At 67.8% G+C, this 24368-nt stretch carries 21 protein-coding genes; 14 read left to right on the top strand and 7 right to left on the bottom strand.

Annotated features, from left to right (window positions below; all coding sequences use genetic code 11):
- Positions 1–65 precede the first annotated feature (65 nt).
- The gene (locus LGN10_RS23365) at positions 66–1565 is read right to left on the bottom strand and encodes a DUF1800 domain-containing protein (RefSeq protein ID WP_226225143.1); all 1500 of its coding nucleotides are present in this window, start codon (positions 1563–1565) and stop codon (positions 66–68) included.
- Between the two features lie 134 nt (positions 1566–1699).
- Positions 1700–1978 (bottom strand): hypothetical protein, encoded by a 279-nt coding sequence (locus LGN10_RS23360; RefSeq protein ID WP_059585169.1) that lies wholly within the window; start codon positions 1976–1978, stop codon positions 1700–1702.
- 258 nt (positions 1979–2236) lie between these two features.
- On the opposite strand from LGN10_RS23360, the gene ompR reads away from it, so the two are divergent.
- The 4 genes from ompR to LGN10_RS23340 all read left to right on the top strand — a co-directional run bounded on the left by ompR (position 2237) and on the right by LGN10_RS23340 (position 5715).
- Positions 2237–2971 (top strand): two-component system response regulator OmpR, encoded by a 735-nt coding sequence (gene ompR, locus LGN10_RS23355; protein ID WP_006478565.1) that lies wholly within the window; start codon positions 2237–2239, stop codon positions 2969–2971.
- Positions 2972–3011: 40 nt separating this feature from the next.
- Positions 3012–4373, top strand: coding sequence for an ATP-binding protein (locus LGN10_RS23350; RefSeq protein WP_059585168.1), 1362 nt, complete (start codon positions 3012–3014; stop codon positions 4371–4373).
- A 189-nt stretch (positions 4374–4562) separates the two neighbouring features.
- Complete coding sequence (locus LGN10_RS23345; RefSeq protein WP_034207560.1) at positions 4563–5111, top strand: peroxiredoxin; 549 nt, start codon at positions 4563–4565, stop codon at positions 5109–5111.
- Between the two features lie 76 nt (positions 5112–5187).
- Positions 5188–5715, top strand: a complete 528-nt coding sequence (locus LGN10_RS23340; RefSeq protein ID WP_006478562.1) for a carboxymuconolactone decarboxylase family protein — start codon at positions 5188–5190, stop codon at positions 5713–5715.
- 132 nt (positions 5716–5847) lie between these two features.
- On the opposite strand, the gene ispF is transcribed toward LGN10_RS23340, so the two are convergent.
- Together ispF and ispD are read right to left on the bottom strand one after the other, a co-directional pair.
- Positions 5848–6333, bottom strand: coding sequence for a 2-C-methyl-D-erythritol 2,4-cyclodiphosphate synthase (gene ispF / locus LGN10_RS23335; protein ID WP_060966243.1), 486 nt, complete (start codon positions 6331–6333; stop codon positions 5848–5850).
- 27 nt (positions 6334–6360) lie between these two features.
- Positions 6361–7071 (bottom strand): 2-C-methyl-D-erythritol 4-phosphate cytidylyltransferase, encoded by a 711-nt coding sequence (gene ispD, locus LGN10_RS23330; protein ID WP_059585166.1) that lies wholly within the window; start codon positions 7069–7071, stop codon positions 6361–6363.
- A gap of 107 nt (positions 7072–7178) precedes the next feature.
- On the opposite strand from ispD, the gene mfd reads away from it, so the two are divergent.
- The 4 genes from mfd (at position 7179) to LGN10_RS23310 (ending at position 13656) form a co-directional block, all read left to right on the top strand.
- On the top strand, positions 7179–10649 hold the full coding sequence (mfd, locus tag LGN10_RS23325; RefSeq protein ID WP_226225142.1) for a transcription-repair coupling factor: 3471 nt from the start codon (positions 7179–7181) through the stop codon (positions 10647–10649).
- A 126-nt stretch (positions 10650–10775) separates the two neighbouring features.
- Positions 10776–11996 (top strand): acetylornithine deacetylase, encoded by a 1221-nt coding sequence (gene argE / locus LGN10_RS23320; protein WP_226225141.1) that lies wholly within the window; start codon positions 10776–10778, stop codon positions 11994–11996.
- A gap of 60 nt (positions 11997–12056) precedes the next feature.
- Complete coding sequence (locus LGN10_RS23315) at positions 12057–13076, top strand: threonine/serine dehydratase (protein ID WP_060966245.1); 1020 nt, start codon at positions 12057–12059, stop codon at positions 13074–13076.
- A 145-nt stretch (positions 13077–13221) separates the two neighbouring features.
- Positions 13222–13656 carry a DUF3574 domain-containing protein gene (locus LGN10_RS23310; protein ID WP_124658628.1) on the top strand — a complete coding sequence of 145 codons (435 nt, stop codon included), beginning with the start codon at positions 13222–13224 and terminating at the stop codon, positions 13654–13656.
- Positions 13657–13740: 84 nt separating this feature from the next.
- Here the strand turns inward: LGN10_RS23310 and LGN10_RS23305 are convergent, their stop codons facing one another.
- On the bottom strand, positions 13741–16263 hold the full coding sequence (locus tag LGN10_RS23305) for a penicillin-binding protein 1A (RefSeq protein ID WP_226225140.1): 2523 nt from the start codon (positions 16261–16263) through the stop codon (positions 13741–13743).
- Positions 16264–16739: 476 nt separating this feature from the next.
- Between LGN10_RS23305 and LGN10_RS23300 the strand changes: the two genes are divergently transcribed.
- From LGN10_RS23300 to LGN10_RS23285, 4 genes are all read left to right on the top strand, one after another.
- On the top strand, positions 16740–17420 hold the full coding sequence (locus LGN10_RS23300; protein ID WP_059585160.1) for a PspA/IM30 family protein: 681 nt from the start codon (positions 16740–16742) through the stop codon (positions 17418–17420).
- Positions 17421–17511: 91 nt separating this feature from the next.
- Entirely contained in the window at positions 17512–18693 is a 1182-nt protein-coding gene (locus LGN10_RS23295) for a tetratricopeptide repeat protein (protein ID WP_226225139.1), read from the top strand.
- 238 nt (positions 18694–18931) lie between these two features.
- Positions 18932–19363: a large conductance mechanosensitive channel protein MscL gene (gene mscL, locus LGN10_RS23290; protein ID WP_059585158.1), complete on the top strand. Its 432-nt coding sequence runs from the start codon at positions 18932–18934 to the stop codon at positions 19361–19363.
- 333 nt (positions 19364–19696) lie between these two features.
- Positions 19697–20143 carry a hypothetical protein gene (locus tag LGN10_RS23285; protein ID WP_006488003.1) on the top strand — a complete coding sequence of 149 codons (447 nt, stop codon included), beginning with the start codon at positions 19697–19699 and terminating at the stop codon, positions 20141–20143.
- 66 nt (positions 20144–20209) lie between these two features.
- On the opposite strand, the gene LGN10_RS23280 is transcribed toward LGN10_RS23285, so the two are convergent.
- Positions 20210–21103: an NAD(P)-dependent oxidoreductase gene (locus LGN10_RS23280; RefSeq protein WP_226225138.1), complete on the bottom strand. Its 894-nt coding sequence runs from the start codon at positions 21101–21103 to the stop codon at positions 20210–20212.
- A 158-nt stretch (positions 21104–21261) separates the two neighbouring features.
- On the opposite strand from LGN10_RS23280, the gene LGN10_RS23275 reads away from it, so the two are divergent.
- Both LGN10_RS23275 and LGN10_RS23270 read left to right on the top strand, forming a co-directional pair.
- Positions 21262–21471, top strand: a complete 210-nt coding sequence (locus tag LGN10_RS23275; protein WP_006493215.1) for a dodecin — start codon at positions 21262–21264, stop codon at positions 21469–21471.
- Between the two features lie 210 nt (positions 21472–21681).
- Positions 21682–22611: a LysR substrate-binding domain-containing protein gene (locus LGN10_RS23270; RefSeq protein ID WP_006478550.1), complete on the top strand. Its 930-nt coding sequence runs from the start codon at positions 21682–21684 to the stop codon at positions 22609–22611.
- 131 nt (positions 22612–22742) lie between these two features.
- Here LGN10_RS23270 and LGN10_RS23265 read toward each other — a convergent pair whose 3' ends face one another.
- Positions 22743–24155 (bottom strand): 8-oxoguanine deaminase, encoded by a 1413-nt coding sequence (locus tag LGN10_RS23265; RefSeq protein ID WP_059585156.1) that lies wholly within the window; start codon positions 24153–24155, stop codon positions 22743–22745.
- Positions 24156–24368 lie beyond the last annotated feature (213 nt).

Genomic DNA, 24368 nt, shown 5'->3' with positions numbered 1-24368 from the left:
CACATCCTTCGGTTCTCCGCCCGGCGCCTTGGCCGCGGCGGCTGCCCGCTTCGTCATCGTTCGCATCATTTCAGTTGATAGGCCGGATCCATCAGCAGCGCCTCGAGATACGCGCTGCCGGTCGAATCCGTGTCGATCGCGGCGACCGGCGAGAGTTGCAGCACCGCATGCTGCAACTGCAGCTCGGTCGACAATCCCGCGATCGCCTGCGGCCGCGCACGATACTGGGCCAGCCAGCGCTCGAGATCGAACCGCAGGCCGCCGCGCGCCGGCTTCGGTGGCGTGCCGCGCATGCCGGCCGACGCCGCGTCGGCCACCGGCATCGCCTGTGCCCGCGCGTTCGGCGGCGTCGGGACCGCACGGGCCGGCGGCCGCATGCCGGCCGTCTCGGTCGCGCGGAACAGTTGCTCGACGAACTGCTTGCGCGACAGCAGCGTGGTGCTGTTGATCCACAGCGCGCCGCCCGGCCAGCCCTTCACATTCGGCGGATAGAACAGGTTCTGCCCGAGCGTGCGCACGGTGTTCGCGAGCATCAGCGGATCGCCGTACGCGACGTCGAACAGCCGCACCGAGCCGACGACGAATTCCACCGGCGACTTGACGAGCACGCCGCGGTTGCGCGGATCCCAGAACGCGTCGGTCGACCACAGCGCCGCGAGCGCCGCGCGAACGTCGTAGCCGCTCGCGCGAAACCGGTCGGCCACCGCATCGAGCGCATCCGGCTCCGGCGTATCGGACACGAACTCGCGCCACAGCTTGCCGGCGATGAAGCGCGCGGTGTCCGGCCGCTTCAGCAGGATGTCGAGAAAGCCGTCGCCGTCGAACGGCCCGGTCTCGCCGAGGATCGTCTTGTCGCCGGCATCGTGCCAGTCGGGCCGCACCGCGAAGCGCAGCGTGTCGGGATCGACCGTCCAGCCCGTCATCGCGCGCGCGGCTTCGGTCACGTCGTGTTGCGTGTAGCGCCCTTCGCCGAGCGTGAACAGCTCCATCACCTCGCGCGCGAAATTCTCATTCGGCCGCCCCTTGCGATTGCTCGCGCCGTCGAGATACTGCAGCATCGCCGGATCCTTCGCGACCGCATGCAGCAGCGTGCCGAAGTTGCCGAGCGCCTCGCGGCGAAACAGCGCGTTCTGCGCGGCCATCGTCTGCGGGTAAGGCACCTTGTCCTGCCCGGACGTGAAGTGCCCGTGCCAGAACAGCGTCATGCGCTCGGTGAGCGGCGACGGCGTCGCGACCATTTCGTTGATCCAGGCCGCCCGCAACGCATCGTAGCGGCGATTGCGCTCGCGCTGCTCGTCGCGCCGCATGTCGGGCGTGAGCGCCTGGCGCTGCGCGCGCGTCGGCGGCGGCTCGGCGAGCCAGTCGGGCCACGTCGTGACGGGCTCGCGCCGCGCATCGCCGAGCGTGTCGGCCACGACCTGCGCGCGCGTCATGCCGACGATGCGCGCGACCTCGGCGGGTGTGGGAGAGAAACCGGTGCGGCTGAGGAAAAACAGCGCGTCGTCGGCATCGAGCGGCGACTGCATGGCAGGCGACGGCGCCGGTGCGGCAGCGTTCGCTTTCATCGTCATGGACTCCCGGAACGCACCGGCGGTGCGGATGCCCGTACAACGGCATTCAGCGGCCGAAAGTTGACGGAAAAAGTGCTACGAATTCTTTCCGCGCGGGCATTTCCGCGCACGAAAAACGACGGCACGCATCAGCGCTTGTACAGCTCGCGAACGGCGTCTTCGATGTGCTGGCGCAACAGGTGCCGCTCTTCGGGCGTCATGTGCCCGTCGCGGCGGCGCTGTTCGAGATCGGGAGGCACGGCGGAACGGGCCGTCATGTCGGCGGCGCGATCGGGTTGCGACGCTTTGCCGCGCGGCAGCTTGCGCGACGGTGCGCCCTGCTCGGGGCGCTGCGCATACGCGAAGTTCGACGCATACGGACCGGCAAGCGCGATCGTCAGCATCAGTGCAATCCGGGCAGATCGCATGACCGTCCTCGCTTCTTTGGTCGATTTGTTCCCTTCGTCACGCGGCAACCGGCTACCTCTGGTACTTGAAAAACCCTGCGGAATTCGGGTGTGCAAAGATGAAAGATGGAGTGCAGGGGAGTATCTACCGAATTTCGGCTTCGAGTAAAGGAATCTATATAGCCTGCCTTTACTCGGCGCGACACTACGGGTAAATTTTGTAACCGACTGTAACGCACGAAAATACGCGGCCGTGCGTCAATTCCCATTCGCGATAAGATGCCGATCATGGAAACGAAAAACCCCTCCAAGATTCTCGTCGTCGACGACGACCCTCGCCTGCGCGATCTGCTGCGCCGCTACCTCGGCGAGCAGGGTTTCAACGTCTACGTCGCGGAAAACGCGACCGCGATGAACAAGCTCTGGGTACGCGAGCGTTTCGACCTGCTCGTGCTCGACCTGATGCTGCCCGGCGAAGACGGCCTGTCGATCTGCCGCCGCCTGCGCGGCAGCAACGACCGCACGCCGATCATCATGCTCACCGCGAAGGGCGAAGACGTCGATCGCATCGTCGGCCTCGAGATGGGCGCCGACGATTACCTGCCGAAGCCGTTCAACCCGCGCGAGCTGGTCGCGCGCATTCATGCGGTGCTGCGCCGCCAGGCGCCGGCCGAACTGCCGGGCGCGCCGTCGGAAACCACCGAGGTGTTCGAGTTCGGCGAATTCTCGCTGAACCTCGCCACGCGCACGCTGACGAAGTCCGGCCAGGAAATTCCGCTGACCACCGGCGAATTCTCGGTGCTGAAAGTCTTCGCGCGTCATCCGCGCCAGCCGCTGTCGCGCGAAAAGCTGATGGAGCTCGCGCGCGGCCGCGAATACGAAGTGTTCGACCGCAGCCTCGACGTGCAGATCTCGCGCCTGCGCAAGCTGATCGAACCGGATCCGGGCAGCCCGCGCTTCATCCAGACCGTCTGGGGCCTCGGCTACGTGTTCATCCCGGACGGCGCCGCCTGAGTTTTTTCTTCCCGGTTTCGCCCCGCCCACGGCCCGTCCCATGCGTATCGACCGGCGCCTTCTGCAGCTCGCGTTCGGCGGGCTGTTCTGGCGCACCTTCCTGCTGATCGCGCTGCTGATCTCGGTCAGTCTCGCCGCGTGGTTCCAGAGTTTTCGCGTGATCGAGCGCGAGCCGCGTGCGCAGCGCGTCGCGCTCCAGCTCGTCGCGGTCGTGAAGCTCACGCGCACCGCCCTGCTCTATTCCGATCCCGACTTGCGGCGCGCGCTGCTGCAGGATCTCGAGAGCAACGAGGGCGTGCGCGTGTACCCGCGCGAGAAAACCGACAAGTTCAAGCTGCAGCCCGACGAATCGCTGAACCGCCTGATCGAGCACGACATCCGCAGCCGCCTCGGCGACGATACCGTGATCGCGCAGTCGGTCAACGACATTCCCGGCGTATGGATCAGCTTCAAGATCGACGACGACGATTACTGGGTCGCGCTCGACCGCGACCAGCTCGACAACGTCACGGGCCTGCAGTGGGCCGGCTGGGGGCTGTTCGCGCTCGCGCTGTCGCTGTTCGGCTCCGCGTTCATCACGAGCCTCGTGAACCGGCCGTTCTCGCGGCTCGCGCTCGCCGCGCGCCAGGTCGGTTCGGGCCAGGCGCCCGAGCCGCTGCCCGAGCGCGGGATGGGCGTCGCGGCCGAAACCAACCGCAGCTTCAACCAGATGGTGCGCGACCTCGAACAGCTCGAGGCCGATCGCGCGCTGATGCTCGCGGGCATCTCGCACGACCTGCGCACGCCGCTCGCGCGGCTGCGGCTCGAAACCGAGATGAGCCCGTCCGACCAGGCGACGAAGGATGCGATGGTCGACGACATCGAGCAGATGGACCGCATCATCGCGGCCTTCATCGACTACGCACGCCCGTCGCAGCGCAAGCCCGAACCGGTCGACCTGTCGTCGATCGCGCACGAAGTCGCCGCGCGCGTGTCGGGCGAGGACGGCGTCGAGATCCGCACGCGGCTCGCGCCGAGCGCGATCATCGAAGCCGACGAGACCGACATGCGTCGCGTGATCGGCAACCTCGTCGAGAACGCGCGCAAGTACGGCCAGAGCAAGCAGGACGGCATCTCGCGCATCACGCTCGAGACGCGCGTGTCGCATGCGCGTGTCGAACTGGCGGTGAGCGACGAAGGCCCCGGCATCCCGGAGGATCAACTGCCGCTCGTGATGCGGCCGTTCTACCGCGTCGACACCGCGCGCACCAAGGCGGACGGCACGGGCCTCGGGATGGCGATCGTGCTGCGGCTCGTCAGCCGTTATCGCGGCGCGCTGCGCCTGCGCAACCGCCACCCCGAAGCGGGCCTGGAAGTCACGCTCGAGTTCCCGGGCGCCGGCAAGGCGCGTGCGACCGCGTGACACGCTCGCGCACGCATCTTGCGCGTCACACTATCGGCCCGGTTGATAAAAGCTATGAGGGTCGTTAGACAAAATCTATTGAAGTGCCTTATTAATAGTGTTATAGTCTTCGGCATGCTGTCACATCATCGTTGCAGCACCGAGGTAGCTTGACTCAGTCTTCTTCCCAACTCACACAGGAGTATCCGCATGAAAACCGTGGGCGATAAACTCGAAGCATTCACCGTCGTAGCCGCGAAGCCGGGCTTCAACAATCATGAGGAAAACGGCCAGTCGGCGTTCGAGACGATCACCGAAGCGTCGTTCCCGGGCAAGTGGAAGATCATCTACTTCTATCCGAAGGATTTCACGTTCGTGTGCCCGACGGAAATCGTCGAATTCGCGAAGCTCACGAAGCAGTTCGAAGAGCGCGACGCCGTCCTGCTCGGCGGCAGCTCGGACAACGAATTCGTCAAGCTCGCATGGCGCCGTGAGCACAAGGATCTCGACAAGCTGAACCACTACTCGTTCGGCGACGTCAAGGGCGAACTGATCGACCAGCTCGGCGTGCGCGACAAGGAAGCCGGCGTGGCCCTGCGCGCGACGTTCATCGTCGATCCGGACAACACGATCCAGCACGTTTCGGTGAACAACCTGAACGTCGGCCGCAGCCCGGAAGAAGTCCTGCGTATTCTGGACGGCCTGCAAACGGACGAACTGTGCCCGTGCAACCGTGCAGTCGGCGGCGCAACGCTGTAAGCGCATCGATGCACGAAGCCCGCGGCGCACGTCCTGCCTGCGGGCTTTTTTAACGGCCAACCCATAGGAGATATCAATGGAATTCATCGACTCGATTAAGGCACGTATCCCCGACTACGCGAAAGACATTCGCCTGAATCTCGACGGCACGATCTCGCGCTCGTCGCTCGAAGGCACCGACGCGGTCGGCGTGGCGCTGGCGGCGGCCATCGCGGCGAAGAGCACGGTGCTCGTGAAAACGATCCGCGAAGCCGGCGTGCTGTCGCCCGAAGAGACGAACGCCGTGCTGACGGCGGCCGCGCTGATGGGGATGAACAACACGTGGTATCCGTATGTCGAGATGGCCGACGACGCCGACCTGAAGACGCAGCGCGCCGAATTGCGGATGGGCGCGTATGCGACGCACGGCGGCGTCGACAAGCGCAAGTTCGAGATGTACGCGCTTGCCGCGTCGATCGTCGGCAAGTGCCACTTCTGCGTGAAGTCGCACTATGCGCTGCTGAAGAACGAGCAAGGGATGACCGTCACGCAACTGCGCGACGTCGGCCGCATCGCGTCGGTGATCAACGCCGCCGCGCAGGTGATCGCCGCCGAAGGCGAATGAGCGAATGAGCGGTTGCGCGGCGCTCGCCATACGCGGCGCCCGCTTCCAACGAAAATGCCACGCATGCGCGTGGCATTTTTCATTTCGGCGGCGCGGCGTGCGGCGCGAACCGCACGCCGCCACGGCCGGACGTCAGCCGCCCTGCTTCACCAGCAGCGCGGCGGCCTGCGCCTCGATCCCCTCGCTGCGGCCGAGATAGCCGAGCTTCTCGTTGGTCTTCGCCTTCACGTTCACGCGCTCGAGCGGCAGCCCGAGATCCGCGGCGATGTTCGCGCGCATCCCGTCGATATGCGGCGCGAGCTTCGGCGCCTGCGCGATCACGGTGCTGTCGACGTTCTGGATCGCGAAGCCGGCCGCCTTCACGCGCTCGGCGCACGCGCGCAGCAGCACGCGGCTGTCGGCGCCCTTGAACGCCGCGTCGGTGTCGGAGAAATGGCGGCCGATGTCGCCGAGCGCCGCCGCGCCGAACAGCGCGTCGGTGATCGCGTGCAGCAGCACGTCCGCGTCCGAGTGGCCGAGCAGGCCGCGCTCGTACGGAATCGTCACGCCGCCGATGATGAGGGGGCGCCCTTCGACGAGCTGGTGCACGTCGTAGCCTTGTCCGATTCTGAAATCCATGCGTGTTCCGATTGAGAGGAGTGAAAGTCAGGAAGCGTTTTCGGGGCGCGCGAGGATCGCCTCCGCGAGCGCGAAATCTTCCGGGTACGTGACCTTGAAGTTGCGCAGGCTGCCCTGCACGACGCGCGGCGTATGGCCGGCCCATTCGATCGCGCTCGCTTCGTCGGTCAGGTCGTGCCCTTCGCGCTGCGCGCGCAGGATCGCTTCGCGCAGCATGCCGATACGGAACATCTGCGGCGTCTGCGCCTGCCACAGCGCGTCGCGCGGCTCCGTGCGGGCGATCGCGTCGCCGCCGGCCGGCACGCGCTTGAGCGTATCGGCCACCGGCAGCGCGACGATCCCGCCGACCGGGTCGTCCTTCAGCGTCGCGACGAGCGTGCGGATCAGCGCCGGCGTGATGCCCGGGCGCGCGGCGTCGTGCACGAGCACCCAGTCGTGGTCGGTCGCGCCGAATTCCGCCAGCTCCAGCAGCCCGTTGAGCACCGACGCCTGCCGCGAGCCGCCGCCGCAGCGGCGCACCGCGAAGCGCAGGCCCGCGAAGCGGCGCGCGTCGAAATGGGTATCGTCGGGCGCGAGCACGACGAGCGTCTGCGCGAACTCGCTGCACGCGTCGAACGCGGCGAGCGTGTAGTGCAGCAGCGCGCGGCCGGCCAGCGTGCGGTATTGCTTCGGCACGGCCGAGCCGGAACGGCTGCCCGTGCCGGCACAGGGAATCAGGGCGAAAAGTCGGGGAGTCACGAAGGGAAACGCCGGAAAGGTGAAATCGAGAAGCGGATTTTATAATAGGTCTTTCGTCTCGACCGGCGCACCGCGATGCGCCCGTGCACGCCACCCCTGTCGTCCCTATGCCAGATAACGCTTCCACCCCGTCCGCTTCACCCGTTGCCCGCGTCAAGCCCGGCCAGCGTTTCGCCTTCGACGGCGCGCACGGCTCCGCCGACGCGCTCGCCATCGCCCGTTATCTCGCCGACAACCGCCAGGACGTGCCGCTCCTCGCGGTGATCTGCGCGAACGCGGTCGACGCGCAGCGGCTGTCGCAGGAAATCCGCTACTTCTCGCCGGACGCGCGCGTGCGCCTGCTGCCCGACTGGGAAACGCTGCCGTACGACACGTTCTCGCCGCACCAGGACCTCGTGTCCGAGCGGCTGGCGACGCTGCACGACCTCGGCGAGGGCCGCTGCGACATCCTGCTGGTGCCCGCGACCACCGCGCTGTACCGGATGCCGCCCGCGTCGTTCATGGCCGCGTACACGTTCGCGTTCGCGCAGGGCGAGCGGCTCGACGAGGCGAAGCTGAAATCGCAGCTCACGCTGGCCGGCTACGAGCACGTGAGCCAGGTCGTGCGGCCCGGCGAATACTGCGTGCGCGGCTCGCTGATCGACCTGTACCCGATGGGTTCGCCGCTGCCGTACCGGATCGACCTGTTCGACGACCAGGTCGACTCGATCCGCGCGTTCGACCCCGATACGCAGCGCAGCCTCTACCCGGTGCGCGACGTGCGCCTGCTGCCCGGCCGCGAGTTCCCGTTCGACGAGGCCGCGCGCACGGCCTTCCGCAGCCGCTGGCGCGAAACCTTCGAGGGCGACCCGAGCCGCGCGCCGATCTACAAGGACATCGGCAACGGCGTGCCGTCGGCCGGCATCGAGTATTACCTGCCGCTGTTCTTCGACGAGACGGCCACGCTGTTCCACTACCTGCCGCAGGACGCGCACCTCGTGTTCACCGGCGACCTCGAAGCGTCGATCCGCCGCTTCACGGCCGATACGAAGCAGCGTCACGCGTTCCTCGCGCACGATCGCGAGCGGCCGATCCTCGAGCCGCAGCGGCTGTTCCTGTCCGACGAGGATTTCTTCGCGTTCGCGAAGCCGTTCGCGCGCGTCGTGTTGCCCGCGCAGCCCGCCGGCGGCTGGGCGACCGCGCTGCCCGAGCTCACCGTCGACCGCCATGCGGAGGATCCGCTCGCGTCGCTGCGCACGTTCGTCGAATCGTCGGGCAAGCGCGTGCTGCTCACCGTCGAATCGGCCGGCCGTCGGGAAACGATCCTGCAACTGCTCGCGGAACATCACCTGCGGCCATCCTCGAACGACGATTTCGCGAGCTGGCTCGCGAGCGACGCGCGCTTCGCGCTCGGCGCCGCGCCGCTCGCGAACGGCTTCGCGGTGCCGGGCGAAGGCTACGCGATCGTCACCGAAACCGAGCTGTACGGCGCGCTCGGGCGCCGCGCGGGCCGCCGCCGGCAGGAACAGGCGAGCAACGTCGACGCGATGGTGCGCGACCTGTCCGAGCTGAAGGTCGGCGACCCGGTCGTCCACGCGCAGCACGGCATCGGCCGCTACATGGGCCTCGTGTCGATGGATCTCGGCGAAGGCGAGACCGAATTCCTGCACCTCGAATACTCGGGCGACAGCAAGCTCTACGTGCCCGTCGCGCAACTGCACGTGATCTCGCGCTACAGCGGCGCCGATCCCGACAGCGCACCGCTGCACGCGCTCGGCTCCGGCCAGTGGGAGCGCGCGAAGCGCAAGGCCGCGCAGCAGATCCGCGACACGGCCGCCGAGCTGCTGAATCTGTACGCGCGCCGCGCGGCCCGCGAGGGCCACGCGTTCGCGCTCGACCCGCGCGACTACGTGAAATTCGCGGAAAGCTTCGGCTTCGAGGAAACGCCCGACCAGGCCGCGGCGATCGCGGCCGTGATCGGCGACATGACGAGCGGCAAGCCGATGGACCGCCTCGTGTGCGGCGACGTCGGCTTCGGCAAGACCGAGGTCGCGCTGCGCGCCGCGTTCATCGCGGTGATGGGCGGCAAGCAGGTCGCACTGCTGTCGCCGACGACGCTGCTCGCCGAGCAGCACACGCAGACCTTCGCCGACCGCTTCGCGGACTGGCCGGTGCGCATCGTCGAGCTGTCGCGCTTCAAGACCGCGAAGGAAGTGAACGCGGCGATCGCGCAGATCAACGAAGGCAGCGTCGACATCGTGATCGGCACGCACAAGCTGCTGTCGTCGGACGTGCAGTTCAAGCGCCTCGGCCTCGTGATCATCGACGAGGAGCACCGCTTCGGCGTGCGCCAGAAGGAAGCGCTGAAGGCGCTGCGCGCGGAAGTCGACGTGCTGACGCTCACCGCGACGCCGATCCCGCGTACGCTCGGCATGGCGCTCGAAGGGCTGCGCGATTTCTCGGTGATCGCGACCGCGCCGCAGAAGCGGCTCGCGATCAAGACCTTCGTGCGCCGCGAGGAAGAAAGCGTGATCCGCGAGGCGATGCTGCGCGAGCTGAAGCGCGGCGGCCAGGTGTACTTCCTGCACAACGAGGTCGAGACGATCGAGAACCGCAAGGCGATGCTCGAGGCGCTCGTGCCCGAGGCGCGCATCGTGATCGCGCACGGCCAGATGCACGAGCGCGAGCTCGAACGCGTGATGCGCGATTTCGTCGCGCAGCGTGCGAACGTGCTGCTGTGCACGACCATCATCGAGACCGGCATCGACGTGCCGAGCGCGAACACGATCATCATGCACCGCGCGGACAAGTTCGGCCTCGCGCAGCTTCACCAGTTGCGCGGCCGCGTCGGCCGCTCGCACCACCAGGCGTATGCGTACCTGCTGGTGCACGATCCCCAGTCGCTGACCAAGCAGGCGCAGCGCCGGCTGGAAGCGATCCAGCAGATGGAGGAACTGGGCTCGGGCTTCTATCTCGCGATGCACGACCTCGAGATCCGCGGCACCGGCGAGGTGCTCGGCGACAAGCAATCGGGCGAAATCCACGAGATCGGCTTCCAGCTCTATACGGACATGCTGAACGACGCGGTGAAGGCGCTGAAGAACGGCAAGGAGCCCGACCTCACCGCCCCGCTCGCCGCGACGACCGAAATCAACCTGCATGCGCCCGCGATCCTGCCGGCCGACTACTGCGCGGACGTGCAGGAGCGGCTGTCGCTGTACAAGCGGCTCGCGAACTGCGAGCACGGCGACGCGATCGACGGCATCCAGGAGGAACTGATCGACCGCTTCGGCAAGCTGCCGCCGCAGGCGCACGCGCTCGTCGAGACGCACCGGCTGCGGATCGCCGCGAAGCCGCTCGGCATCGTGAAGATCGACGCGAGCGAGGCCGCGATCGGGCTGCAGTTCGAGCCGAACCCGCCGATCGACCCGATGCGGATCATCGAGATGGTGCAGAAGCATCGCCACATCAAGCTCGCGGGCCAGGACAAACTGCGCATCGAGACGCGCTCGCCCGACCTCGCGATCCGCGTGTCGACGATCAAGGAAACGTTGCGCGCGCTCGCCCCGAAACAGGGGGCGGCCGTCGCGGCCCGTTGATGCAGCGCCGACGCGGCGCCGATGCGATCCTGACGGGCGCGACGTTGCTGCACCGCATCGCGCCCGGCGAAGGCGGCCGGGCGCGTTTTTGAGTATGATTTCTCATTCATCAGACGGAGTTTTGCCATGTCCACTCTCGACGCGACGGCGCCGTCCGCCGCCACCGAAGGCGATGCATCGCTCGTCAGCCTGCCCTGGGTCAAGCAACTCGTGTCGATGGACACGACGAGCCGCGTGCCGAACCTCGGCCTGATCGAGACGGTGCGCGACGCGCTCGCCGCGAAGGGCATCGCGTCGACGATCACGCACGACCCGCGCGACGGCTGGGCGAACCTGTTTGCCACCGTGCCCGCGCACGACGGTTCGACGAACGGCGGCATCGTGCTGTCGGGCCATACCGACGTCGTGCCGGTCGACGGCCAGCAATGGGACAGCAACCCGTTCGCGCCGGAAATCCGCGACGGCCGCCTGTACGGCCGCGGCACCTGCGACATGAAGGGCTTCATCGGCGCGGCGCTCGCGCTGCTGCCCGAGATGCAGGCGACGAAGCTCGCGAAGCCGATCCATTTCGCGCTGTCCTACGACGAGGAAATCGGCTGCGCGGGCGCGCCGCTGATGATCGCGGATCTCGTGAAGCGCGGCGTGCAGCCGTCCGGCTGCATCGTCGGCGAGCCGACCAGCATGCGGCCGATCATCGCGCACAAGGGCATCAACGCGTACCGCTGCTGCGTGCGCGGCCACGCCGCGCATTCGTCGCTGACGCCGAAGGGGCTCAACGCGATCGAGTATGCGGCGCGCCTCATCTGCCACATCCGCGACATCGCCGAGCGCTTTCGCGCCGAAGGCCCGTTCGACGAACTGTACGACGTGCCGTTCACGACCGCGCAGACGAGCACGATCCAGGGCGGCAACGCGATCAACACCGTGCCGGCCGAGTGCCGCTTCGACTTCGAATTCCGCAACCTGCCGACGCTCGATCCCGAACAGATCTTCGCGCGCATCGAAGCCTACGCGCAGGAAACGCTGCTGCCGCAGATGCTGCGCGAGCATCCGGGCGCCGCGATCGAGTTCTCGAAGATCGCCGCGGCGCCCGGCCTCGACGCGACCGAGCAGGCGGCGATCACGCAGCTCGTGCGCGCGCTGACGGCCGACCAGGACAAGCGCAAGGTCGCGTACGGCACCGAGGCCGGGCTGTTCGCCCGCGCGGGCATCCCGAGCGTCGTGTGCGGGCCGGGCAACATCGAGCAGGCGCACAAGCCGAACGAATATGTCGAGCTCGCGCAGCTCGCCGGCTGCGAGCAATTCCTGCGCAAGTTCATCCGCAGCATGTCGGTCGACGCGCACTGACTGCCTCCCGCCACGCCGGCCCGCGTGCGCGGGCCGGCCCACTCCGCCACCCGCCACGTCATGTCGACTGAACAACAGGGCACGGCCCATACGACGATCGACGGCGAGCCGATTCCGACGCTCGACGAGATCGCCGCGCAGCATTTCGCGTTGTCGCCGTGGGTCGCGCGCACGCCCGTATTCGAGCGCGCCGACCTGCCCTCGCTCGAAGGCACGCACGTCAACTTCAAGTTCGAGCTGCTGCAGGCGAGCGGCAGCTTCAAGGCGCGCGGCGCGTTCACGCACGTGCTCGCGCTCGACGAAGCCCGCAAGAACGCGGGCGTCACCTGCGTGTCGGCCGGCAATCACGCGGCGGCCGTCGCGTACGCGGCGATGCGGCTCGGCAGCAGCGCGAAAGTCGTGATGTTCCATACCGCGAGCCCGACGCGCATCGCGCAGTGCAAGCAGTACCGCGCGGAAGTCGTGCTCGCGGGCAGCGCGTCGCAGGCATTCGACCTCGTGCGGCGCATCGAGGCCGAGGAAGGCCGCTTCTTCATTCATCCGTTCAACGGCTATCACACGATTCTCGGCACCGCGACGCTCGGCTACGAATGGGCGACGCAGACGCCGGATCTCGACGCGGTGATCGTGCCGATCGGCGGCGGCGGGCTCGCGGCCGGCATGGCGACCGCGCTGCGGCTCGCGAATCCGCGCGTGCATGTGTACGGCGTCGAGCCGGAAGGCGCCGACGCGATGAGCCGCAGCTTCGCGGCCAATCACACGATCAAGATGAGCGCGATGCAGTCGATCGCCGATTCGCTGATGGCGCCGCATACCGAGGAATACAGCTATCAGCTGTGCCGGCGCCATCTCGATCGCATCGTCACCGTCTCCGACGATGCACTGCGCACCGCGATGCTGTTCCTGTTCTCGCACCTGAAACTGTCGGTCGAGCCGGCCTGCGCGGCCGCGCTCGCGGCGCTCCTCGGCCCGCTGCGCGAAACGCTGCAGGGCAAGCGCGTCGGCGTGCTGCTGTCGGGCACGAACACCGATCCCGCCACGCTCGGCATGCACCTCGCGCACGCGCAACTGCAGCACTGACCACGCGTCGTGCGTGCGCGGACCGACCCGGGGTTATCCCCAGATTATGTTGACAGCCCTGTTGATAACCCGCCGGACAAGCGCGCAAGTGGTTGAGCGGGCGGCGTTTTGCGCGCGCGAAGGTCGATCGTCACGAAATGGGCAGATGCGGCGGCTGGCCGCATGCGCTGCGGTGCTCGCCCTGCTCGCCGGTTGCGCGGCGCCACCCTCGTCCACCTCCACCGCGCAATCTGCGTCCTGCGCGCGGCCGGGCGAAAGCCGCATGCTGCAGGCCGACCTGCTGTTCGGGCGCGACATCGCCGGGCGCGGCCCCGTCACCGATGCCGAACGCGCGGCATTCCTCGCCGACACGGTCACGCCACGCTTCCCCGACGGCCTCACGTACTGGGACACGCACGGTCAGTGGCGCGACCGCGCGAGCGGCGCGATCACGCGCGAAGACAGTTTCGTGATCCGTATCATCGCCGACGATACGCCGGACACGCGCGCACGGCTCGCCGCGATCCGGCAAGCGTACGCCCGGCGATTTCATCAGCAATCGGTCGGCATGACCGTCGTGCCGGCCTGCGCGTCGTTCTGATTCACCGTCTTTGCTGCCCGGCCGCACGCAAAAAAAACGGGCGCCCGAAGGCGCCCGTCGCATGCGCGGAGAACGGCGTATCGCTTACTTGCTCTCGAACATGTCCATGATCTGCTGCTTCTCCTGCGGCGTGACGGGCGGCGGCGCCAGCCCTGCCGCGCCGGCGGAACCGAGGGCGTCGTTTGCGCTGATCGCGTTCTCGGCCGGGTTGATGTCGACGTTCGCGACGAAGCCGTTGCCCGGCGTGCGATCGGCGTAGTACAGCTCGCCGTCGATCGTGGTTAGGCCGTCCGGCATCGGCATCTGCTGCTCGGGCACGCCGTTCAGCGCGGTGCGCATGTAGTTCACCCAGATCGGCAGCGCGAGCTGCGCGCCGAATTCGCGGCTGCCCAGGCTCTTCGGCTGGTCGAAGCCCATCCAAGCCACCGCGACGAGCGACTGCTGGTAGCCGGCGAACCAGCCATCCTTCGCATCGTTCGTCGTACCCGTCTTGCCCTGCAGGTCGTTGCGGCCCAGCGCGTTGGTGCCCGCGCCCGTGCCGGCCGTCGCGACCGAATGCAGCAGGCTGTTCATCACGTACGCGTTGCGGCCTTCGATCGTGCGCGGCGCCGTGCTGCCCGCGACCACCGGCTGCGACTTCTGCATCGGCTGGCCGCGCGCGTCGTCGACTTCGGCGATCAGGTACGGGTCGACCTTGTAGCCGCCGTTCGCGAACACCGCATAGCCGGTCGCGAGCTGCAGCGGCGTCACGAGGCCCGCGCCGAGCGCCATCGGCAGGTACGGCGGCGTCTTCGCCGGATCGAAGCCGAAGCGCTGCGTCACGTACTGCTGCGCGTACTGCGTGCCGATCGACGCGAGGATCCGGATCGACACGAGGTTCTTCGAACGCTGCAGGCCGGTGCGCATCGTCATCGGGCCGTCCGGCTGGTCGTCGTCCTTCGGCTCCCACGCGGTGCCGCCCGGCACGCTCGGCGGGAAGTACAGCGGCGCGTCGTTGATCATCGTCGCCGGCCCGAGCCCCTTGTCGAGCGACGCCGAGTAGATGAACGGCTTGAACGACGAGCCCGGCTGCCGCCACGCCTGCGTCACGTGGTTGAACTTGCTCTTGTTGAAGTCGAAGCCGCCGACGAGCGAGCGGATCGCGCCGTCCTGCGGCGCGATCGCGACGAGCGCGCCTTCGACCTGCGGCAACTGCACGACCTGCCAGCCCGCCTTGCCGTCCTTCAGCACGCGCACGACCGAGCCCGGCTTGATGCGCAGCGCGTTGTTCGCGCGCGGGCCCAGCGCGGCCGACACGAAACGCAGCCCGGCCGGGCCGATCGTCGTGGTCGCCCCGCCGACGAACTGCACCTCGACCGCATTCGGCGACGCCGACAGCACGACCGCCGATTGCAGGTCGCCGTTGTCCGGGTGATCGGCGAGCGCGTCGTCGATCGCCTCGTCGCGCTCGTCGCCGGCCGCAGGCAGGTTGATCGACGCTTCGGGGCCGCGATAGCCGTGGCGGCGCTCGTAGTCGAGAATCCCGCGACGCACGGCCTGGTATGCGGCTTCCTGGTCAGCCGAATTGATCGTCGTCGTGACGGTCAGCCCGCGCGTGTAGGTTTCGTCCTTGTATTGCTCGTACATCATCTGCCGCACCATCTCGGCGACGTACTCGCCGTGCACCGCGTATTGATTGCCCGGCGTGCGCACGTGAATCTCTTCCTTGATCGCTGCGTCGTACTGCGGCTGCGTGATGTAGCCGATGTCGAGCATGCGCTTCAGGATGTATTCCTGACGCACCTTCGCGCGCTTCGGATTGACGACCGGGTTGTACGCGGACGGCGCCTTCGGCAGCCCCGCGAGCATCGCCGCTTCCGCGAGCGTGATGTCCTTCAGGTCCTTGCCGAAGTACACGCGCGCGGCGGCCGCGAAGCCGTACGAACGCTGGCCGAGATAGATCTGGTTCATGTACAGCTCGAGGATCTGGTCCTTCGTCAGGGCCTTCTCGATCTTGTACGCGAGCAGCATTTCGTAGATCTTGCGCGTGTAGGTCTTCTCGCTCGACAGGAAGAAGTTGCGCGCGACCTGCATCGTGATCGTGCTCGCGCCCTGACGCGCGCCGCCGTGCATCAGGTCGGCCACGCCCGCGCGCAGGATGCCGAGGAAATCGACGCCGCCGTGCTCGTAGAAGCGGTAGTCCTCGATCGCGAGCACGGCCTTCTTCATCACGTCGGGAATGTCCTGGAAGCGCACGAGGCTGCGGCGCTCCTCGCCGAACTCGCCGATCAGCACGTGGTCGGCGGTGAACACGCGCAGCGGCACCTTCGGCTGGTAATTCGTCAGCGCATCGAGCGACGGCAGTTGCGGCGCCATCACGACGAGCGCGTAACCGACGATCAGCGCGCCGACGACCGCGAGCGTCGCGATGAGGCCGACGAACCACAGCGCGACGCGCGAGCCGAACGTGCGGCGGCGCCCTCCGCCTCCGCCACCGCGCTGCTGCGCGCGGCGGCCGTCGTCGCGATCGTCATCATCGGGGTAATAGGCTCCGGACGGCGAACGGCGCAGCGTGTAGTGGGGTTCGTTCCTGTCGGAAGAAGAAGGCGGTCGTTTGATAATTGGCATGTCGGAATGGCGGGCGGTCGTGGCGCCCTCGGACGCATGCGGAAATGCAAGCGGATGAATCAGAGTGGGTGCATCGAGATGCGGCTGTCACGTCGACAGACCCCGCCGCGCGGCGATCCGTTCCCGCGACGTGACAGCGCATTTTAATGAAATCGACCGGGGGCCTTCGCGATTTTTTGTAAAAATTCCCGCAATGGCGTGATTTGCGGCACGTATTGTCGGCATCCTCGGCCTATGATGGACACGCGACACGGCGCGTGCGCACGCGTTTCTTTCAGCCGCGAAAGGTTGGGCATCCTGATGCACGAGCCGCTTGAACTCGCGCGTTTAAGCCGTATTTAAGTGAACCGGTGGTGTAATATCCGCCGGCTCACGCGGGCCGGAACCGTAGCGGAACCGAAGCGGAACCGTAGCGGGACCAGCTCGCAGCGGGCATTGCCGCGGTCACGCGGCGCCTTTCAACCACGGAGGATTTCATGTCGCTTTTCGACTCTATTTCGCGCACGATCAAAGGCCTGCTGAACGATGCGGCCGATTCGGTACAGGATCCGTCGCGCGACGCACGGCAGATCGTGCGGGAGCTCGACGACAGCATCGGCCGTGCCGAGAATTCGCTGATCGAGATCGAGGCACAGGTCGCCACCCAGCGCAGCAAGCGCGATGCGGCCGACGACAAGGTGAAGAAGTACGAGGACGGCGCGAAGCGTGCGCTGCAGGCCGGCGACGAAGCGCTCGCCCGCGAGGCGCTCGCCGCACAGTCCAACGCGGAAGCCGAGCGCGATGCGCTCGCGGCCGAACTGGCGACGCTCGAGCCGTCGGTCGACAAGCTGAAGGGGCAGATCGCCGACATGCGCCAGCGCCGCAACGACCTCAACGCGCGCTCGAACATCCTGCAGGCCAAGCAGGAAATCGCGCAGGCGAAGGACGTGGCCGCCAGCGCGCTGGGCGGCATCGGCGGCAAGAACCTGTCCGAGGATTTCCAGAAGCTCGAGGACAAGGTCGCGCTGCAGAACGCCCGCTCGGACGCGCGCCTCAATTCGGCCGACACGTCGAGCGGCAAGGCGCTCGAGGACAAGCTCGCCGCGTTGAACAAGGGCCCGTCGGTCGAAGATCGTCTCGCCGCGCTGAAGAAGCAGCTCGATACGCCCGCGCAGTAACCGCCGCCGCGAGCCCCCGCGTCGCGCCCCGGCCCGGGCGCGCGGCGCGAACCGATCGTCAGGAGACGGGCGCCTCGCGCCCGGTTCGACCATGAAGAAATCTCTCGCCGCACTCGGCCTCTCGCTGATGTTGCTGTCGTCCGTCGCGTTTGCGGTCCCGTCGCTGCAGCAGGTCGAGCAATCGATCGCGCAGCGCAACTGGCAGCAAGCCGACACGCAACTGTCGCAAGTCATCGATGCCCATCCGAACAACGCGCACGCGCGCTACCTGTATGCGCAGGTGCTGGACCGCGAAGGCCGCGCGTCCGACGCGCTCGCGCAACTGCAGCGCGCGAAATCGCTCGATCCGCAACTGAAGTTCACCGACGCGTCGCGCTTCGCGCAGACGGAGTCGCGCATTCGCGCCGATGCCGCGCGCGTGAGCGGCAACACGCCGTCGGCCGCGCAGGCGGGCACCCTGCAGCCGGGGCTCGCTCCCGCCGTCGCGCCGGCCGAAAAACACGGCCCGTCGACCGGCATGTGGATCGGCCTCGGGCTGATCGTCGCCGTGATCGCGCTGGTGCTGCGCTGGACGCTGCGACGCGCGCGCACGGCCGACGACGGCCGCGCCGACGACGAACGCCGCACGCAGCTCAAGCGCGCGACCGACGTGCTGAACGACATCCGGCCGCTGAAGCTCGATGCGAAGCTGTCGACGGCGCCCGGCGCCGCGGCGCTGACCGGCGAGCTCGAAGCGATCGAGAACGACGCGCGCACGCTCGTCGAGACGCTCTCGAGCGGCAAGAATCCGGTGCCGCCGTATCGCGTCGATGAACTCGAACAGCGCCACGCCAGCGTGAAGGCGCGCGTCGAAGGCCGTCCCGACCCGGCGGCGCAGCCCGCGGCGCCGGCGAACGGCAGCGGCTCCGTGTACGCGCAGGAAGCCGACCGCATGACGGGCGCCCAGGGCCAGCCGTATCAGCAGCAGCCCTATCCGCCGCAACAGCCCTATCCGCAACAGCAGCCGCCCGTCGTGATTCAGCAAGGCGGCGGTTTCGGCGGCGGGATGGGCGGGCTCCTGACCGGCGTGCTGCTCGGCGAAGCGATGTCGGGCGGCCGCGAGCGCGTGGTCGAACGCGACGTGATCGTCGACGGCGAACGCCACCGGCAGGAGGCCGACCCGGGCTTCGACCTCGGCCGCGGCGACGATTCGAGCTGGAGCGACGGCAATGGTGGCGGTGGCGGCATGGACCTCGGCAGCAACGACGACGGCTGGACCGACGACAACACCTGAAGCACCGACGGCCAGGCGTCGACGTCCGTCTCGACGCCCGGCCGCGCACGCCGCGCGCTGCCGCATGGCCGCCCGCTGCCGACGCGCGGATTTGTCAATCATTTCAAGATGGACTACCGGCAATGGGGCACGTTCGCTATCATGCGGCCATCGGCGTGCCACCGACCCTCATTCGACGCAAGGCAATCCTGCGCGTCGCGGCACGCCTCCCCCGCCCCCAAACAGGAGAAAGCCGCTCATGAGCATCATCAAGGAATTCAAGGAGTTCGCCGTCAAGGGCAACGTGATGGATCTCGCCGTCGGCGTGATCATCGGCGGCGCGTTCTCGAAGATCGTCGACTCGGTCGTGAAGGATCTCATCATGCCGGTCATCGGCGTGCTGACCGGCGGCCTGGATTTCTCGAACAAGTTCATTCTGCTCGGCACCATCCCCCCGTCGTTCAAGGGTAATCCCGATTCGTTCAAGGACCTGCAGGCCGCAGGCGTCGCCGCATTCGGCTACGGCTCGTTCATCACCGTGGCGATCAATTTCGTGATCCTCGCGTTCATCATTTTCCTGATGGTGAAATTCATCAACAAGCTGCGCAAGCCGGAAGAAGCCGCGCCGGCCGCGACGCCGGAAGACATCGTGCTGCTGCGCGAGATCCGCGATTCGCTCAAGCAGCGCTGATCGCGCCACGCTTCGCGTGCCAGGCCCGCCCCGTGCGGGCCTTTTTATTGCGCATGCGATGCACCGCCGCATGCGGCCCATCTCACTTTTTTGTGACGGGCGAATGCACGCGCGGGAAAAGCAGGTCTATGATGGAGACTAAACGACAGTACGGGCGCCAAGACGCTGGCTGTGTCGATCATGGCGAGCAGGTCGACGGGAGACATTGATCGTCGTACTGCACGAATGCAGCATTTTCGTGTGCTATAAAGGATCGACATGCGGCGTACATAGCCGGGAGTGGGTCGCATGAAAGTGCCGCATTTCTTGCAATTGTTTTTGAGGCGAGTGTTTATGTCCTTCCCGAAAAAACGTCGGCGTGCGCCGCAGGATGGCCAGGAGTCGTTCCTCGCGGTCTTGCGCCACTCGAAGCCGTTTGCCCAGCTCGACACCAAGATTGCCCGCGCCCGCGCGCAGGACGAGCCCGTCCTCTATGCGCACGTGCTGCCCGGCCTCGACGTGCTCCTGTGCAGCGTGCGCGGCGCGCAGCCGCCCTATCCGGCCATCGCCGAGCTGCGCAAGCGCTGCATCGAATCGATCGCCAACGCGCTCGAGCAACCGCTCGACGGCCTCGAGAACGGTGGTTACTGGTACGAAGCGAACGGCTTCGGCTTCCTCGTGTTCGCCAGTCGCGCGCGTGCGCGCATCCTGCCCGAGTTTGGTGCGGGCACGAAAGCGAGCCTGCGCGGCGGCCTCGGCCGCCAGAACGCCGGCGATACGACACCCCGCTCGCTCGGCTGATCCCCCAGTCATTCGATGGGCCGCCTCCGGGCGGCCCATCTGCCATTCACGCGCCCTGCTTGCCCGTCACGGCGCCTGCCGGCGACCGTTGCCCGGCCGCACGATGTCGATGAACGCGGCGAAATCGGCGCCGGCGAGCCCCTGCGCGGCGCCGAGCCTCAGCACCTGCTGCACGGTGGCCGACACGGGCATCACCGCGCCCGTGTCGCGCGCGGCGTCCGCGATGGCGTCGACATCCTTTTGAAACGTACTCAGCGCGCCGATCGCAGGATGGCCCCCCGACGTCATGCGCGGCACGAAGGTCTGCAGCAGCACCGAATCGGCCCATCCGCCGGCCAGCGCCTCGGCCAGACGCGCGGCGTCGATGCCGCTCGCCTGCGCCAGGCCGACCGCCTCGGCGATCGCGGTGACCGTCGCGGTGACGATCGCCTGGTTGCACAGTTTCGCCGTCTGGCCCGCCCCCGCGTCGCCCATGTGCGTGATGCGCGACGCGTACGTATCGATCAACGGGCGCACCGCGTCGAGATCGGCCGCGCGGCCGCCGGCCATCACCGCGAGCGTGCCGGCCTGCGCGCCCGGCACGCCGCCGGACACCGGCGCATCGACCCAGCCGACGCCGAGCGCGCCCGCACGCGCCGCATAGTCGCGCGTGACGGCGGGCGGAATGCTCGAATGATCGACGATGCGCCGCACGCGACGCGCGCTCGCGTCACCGGAAAGCAGCCCGTGCTCGCCGAACACGACGTCGCCGACCGCCCGGCCGTCGAGCACGCACACGAACGCCGTCTCGACGCGCTCGGCCAGCTCGCGCGGCGTGCCGACCACCTGCGCGCCGTCCTTCACCAGCGCCTCGGCCTTCTCGCGCGAGCGGTTCCACACGCTCACGCGATGCCCGGCCGCCAGCAAATGCCGAATCATCGGCGCGCCCATCAATCCCGGTCCGCAAAATCCGACTTCCACGTTCGTCGTCTCCGATATGGGTTGCAGTTGCCGCCCATCATACCTATCACTCAAGAAGCCGGGCACGCACGCGGAACCGTAGCGGGACGACCGTAGCGGGACCGAAGCGGGACCGCGCCTTGCACCGGCAAAACAGACCGATATCCCAGGGAGGCATCATGAGCGACCACGTGTACAAGATGATCGAGCTGACCGGATCGTCGCGGCAATCGAGCGACGACGCGATTCGCAACGCGATCTCGAAAGCCGGCAAGACGCTGCACAACCTGCACTGGTTCCAGGTGACCGAAACGCGCGGCCACATCGAAGGCGATCAGGTCGTGCACTGGCAGGTCACGCTGAAGGTCGGCATGCGCATCGACGACTGACGCACCCGTCGCCACCCGCCGCGCCGCGGTCCGGATCCGCGCAATACGGATCCGCGCGGCGCCGCGCGCCCATCCGTTCAGGCCCCTTGTCGCGGCCCGGCCGGCGGATACCTGCGGGTATCCATCTCTTGACGCTGATTTTCGTTCATATTAAAAACGATATACCCCACCCACCCCTCGATCAGCCCAGCCATATAACCCGGAGATAACATGAGTCAGCAACGCGAGGCGATCGACACGTACCTCTTGCGCGTCTTGCACACCTTGTTGATGGAGCGCAGCGTCACGCGCGCGGCCGTCAAACTGAACCAGTCGCAACCGGCGATCAGCGCCGCGCTGCGGCGCCTGCGCGACATCACCGGCGATCCGCTGCTGGTGCGCGGCAAGTCCGGCATGGTGCCGACCGAATACGGGCTGCGCCTGCTCGAGCCCGTGCAGAACGCGCTGCGCGAAATCGAGCGCATCAAGTTCCAGCAGCACAACTTCGACCCGGCCACGTCGATCCGCTGCTACCGGATCGGCTGCCCCGACTACCTGAACGTGCTGTTCGTGCCGACCGTCGTCGAACGCTTTCGCCTGGCCGCGCCGAATGCGACGCTCGAGTTCCACTCGCTCGGCCCCGCGTTCGACTACGAGCTCGCGCTGGAAGACGGCAAGCTCGACATCGTCGTCGGTAACTGGCCCGAGCCACCCGAGCAATTGCACCTGTCGAACCTGTTCGTCGACGAAATCGTCTGCCTGATGAGCAACACGCACCCGTTCGCGAAGCGCGGCGGGCTCACGCTCGACCAGTACCTGAACGCGCCGCATCTCGCGCCGACGCCGTACTCGGTCGGCCAGCGCGGCGCGATCGACGTGCATCTCGCGCGCGAACGGCTCAAGCGCCACGTGGTCGTCACGCTGCCGTACTTCAACCTCGCGCCTTACGTGCTCGTGAAGTCGGACCTGATCTTCACGACCACGCGGCTGTTCGCCGATCACTACGCGAAGTTCCTGCCGCTGTCGGTCGTGCCGGCGCCGCTCGACTTCCCGCCGATGCAGTACTACCAGCTGTGGCACGAGCGGTGCCATTACTCCGATGAAGTGCGCTGGCTGCGCAGCCTCGTCGCCGAAGCCACCCGCACGCTGATCGAGGCGTAAGCGCACAGGGCGCGCCCCGCGCGCGCCGGTCACGCCGTTGCGCGTGGCCGCGGCGGGTTGCGCGGCGGGCGGTGGCCGCCACGGCCGCGCACCCGATCCGCAACGTGCTGCGCGACCTCCGCGCCGACGCGTCAGCGCGACGCTTCCACGAGCGCGTGCGCAAGCGCGTTGTGGCGCTCGATCACGGGCGGCAGATCGAGCGTCGCCAGCCGCCCTTCGCGCACCACCACCTTGCCGTTCACCACCGTGTACGCCGTCTGCGACGGCGCGCAGAACACGAGCGCCGCGACCGGGTCGTGCAGCGCGCCCGCGAACAGCGGCTGACGCAGGTCGAACGCGGCGAAATCCGCGGCCATGCCGGGTTTCAGCGCGCCGATGTCGTCGCGGTTGAGCACCTTCGCGCCGCCGAGCGTCGCGATCTCGAGCGCCTCGCGCGCGGTCATCGCGTCGGGCCCGAAGCCGACGCGCTGCAACAGCAGCGCCTGGCGTACCTCGGCGACCATCTGCGCGCCGTCGTTCGATGCGGAACCGTCGACGCCGAGCCCCACCGGCACGCCCGCGAGCCGCATCTTCTTCACCGGCGCGATGCCGGACGCGAGCCGCATGTTCGAGCACGGGCAATGCGCGACACCCGTGCCGGTGCGCGCGAACAGACCGATGCCCGCATCGTCGAGCTGCACGCAGTGCGCATGCCACACGTCGTGGCCGACCCAGCCGAGGTCTTCCGCGTATTCGGCCGGCGTCATCCCGAACTTCTCGCGGCTGTATGCGATGTCGTTGACGTTCTCCGCGAGGTGCGTGTGCAGCGACACGCCGTATTCGCGCGCGAGCACGGCCGCGTCGCGCATCAACTCGCGGCTCACCGAGAATGGCGAGCACGGCGCGACCACCACGCGCAGCATCGCGTAGCGCCCTTCGTCGTGATAGGTCTCGATCAGGCGCTGCGTGTCGCGCAGGATATCCGGTTCGCGCTCGACGACCGAATCGGGCGGCAGCCCGCCGTCGCGCTGGCCGACGCTCATCGCGCCGCGGCTCGCGTGAAAGCGCATGCCGATCCGCCGCGCGGCGCCGATGCTGTCGTCGAGCCGGCTGCCGTTCGGATAGATGTACAGATGGTCGCTCGACGTCGTGCAGCCCGACTGCAGCAGCTCGGCCATCGCGGTGAGCGTCGACACCTCGATCATCTCGGGCGTCAGGTGCGCCCAGATCCGGTACAGGTTCGTGAGCCAGCCGAACAGTTCGGCGTTCTGCGCGGCCGGCACCGCGCGCGTGAGGCTCTGGTACATGTGGTGATGCGTGTTCACGAGCCCCGGGATCACGAGGTGGCCGCGCAGGTCGAGCACTTCGTCGGCCGTGTCGGGCAGCTCGGCGCTCGGGCCGACCGCGACGATCCGGTTGTCTTCGATGTAGAGCCCCGCGTCGCGCAGCTCGCGGCGCGTGTCGTCCATGGTCACGAGCACGTCGGCGTGCTTGACCAGCAGCGTCGTCGGGCGGGATGAGGTGGGGTTCGGCGCGCGTGCGCCGGCGTGCTGCTCGAGATTCATGCGTTCTCCGCGTCGGTCTGCCTCCCGGGTTGCCCTGGAGGCGGTCACACAGCCGTTCGAACGCTGAATCGCGGCACGCCCCGGTGCCTGCGTCCGTTCGAACGCCCTGGCCCGGTTACCCGGCGTGCTCGCCGTCTTCGGGGTACGCGCGGGCCACGGGCCGACGCGCACGGCGGGAGGATCGCCCAAGCGCGCGCCGCGCACAATGCGCGA

It is taken from the genome of Burkholderia sp. AU32262, assembly GCF_020419985.1.
Taxonomy (GTDB): domain Bacteria; phylum Pseudomonadota; class Gammaproteobacteria; order Burkholderiales; family Burkholderiaceae; genus Burkholderia; species Burkholderia semiarida.
Note: the sequence above shows the minus strand (reverse complement) of the source record. Positions and strands in the feature narration are given on the sequence as shown.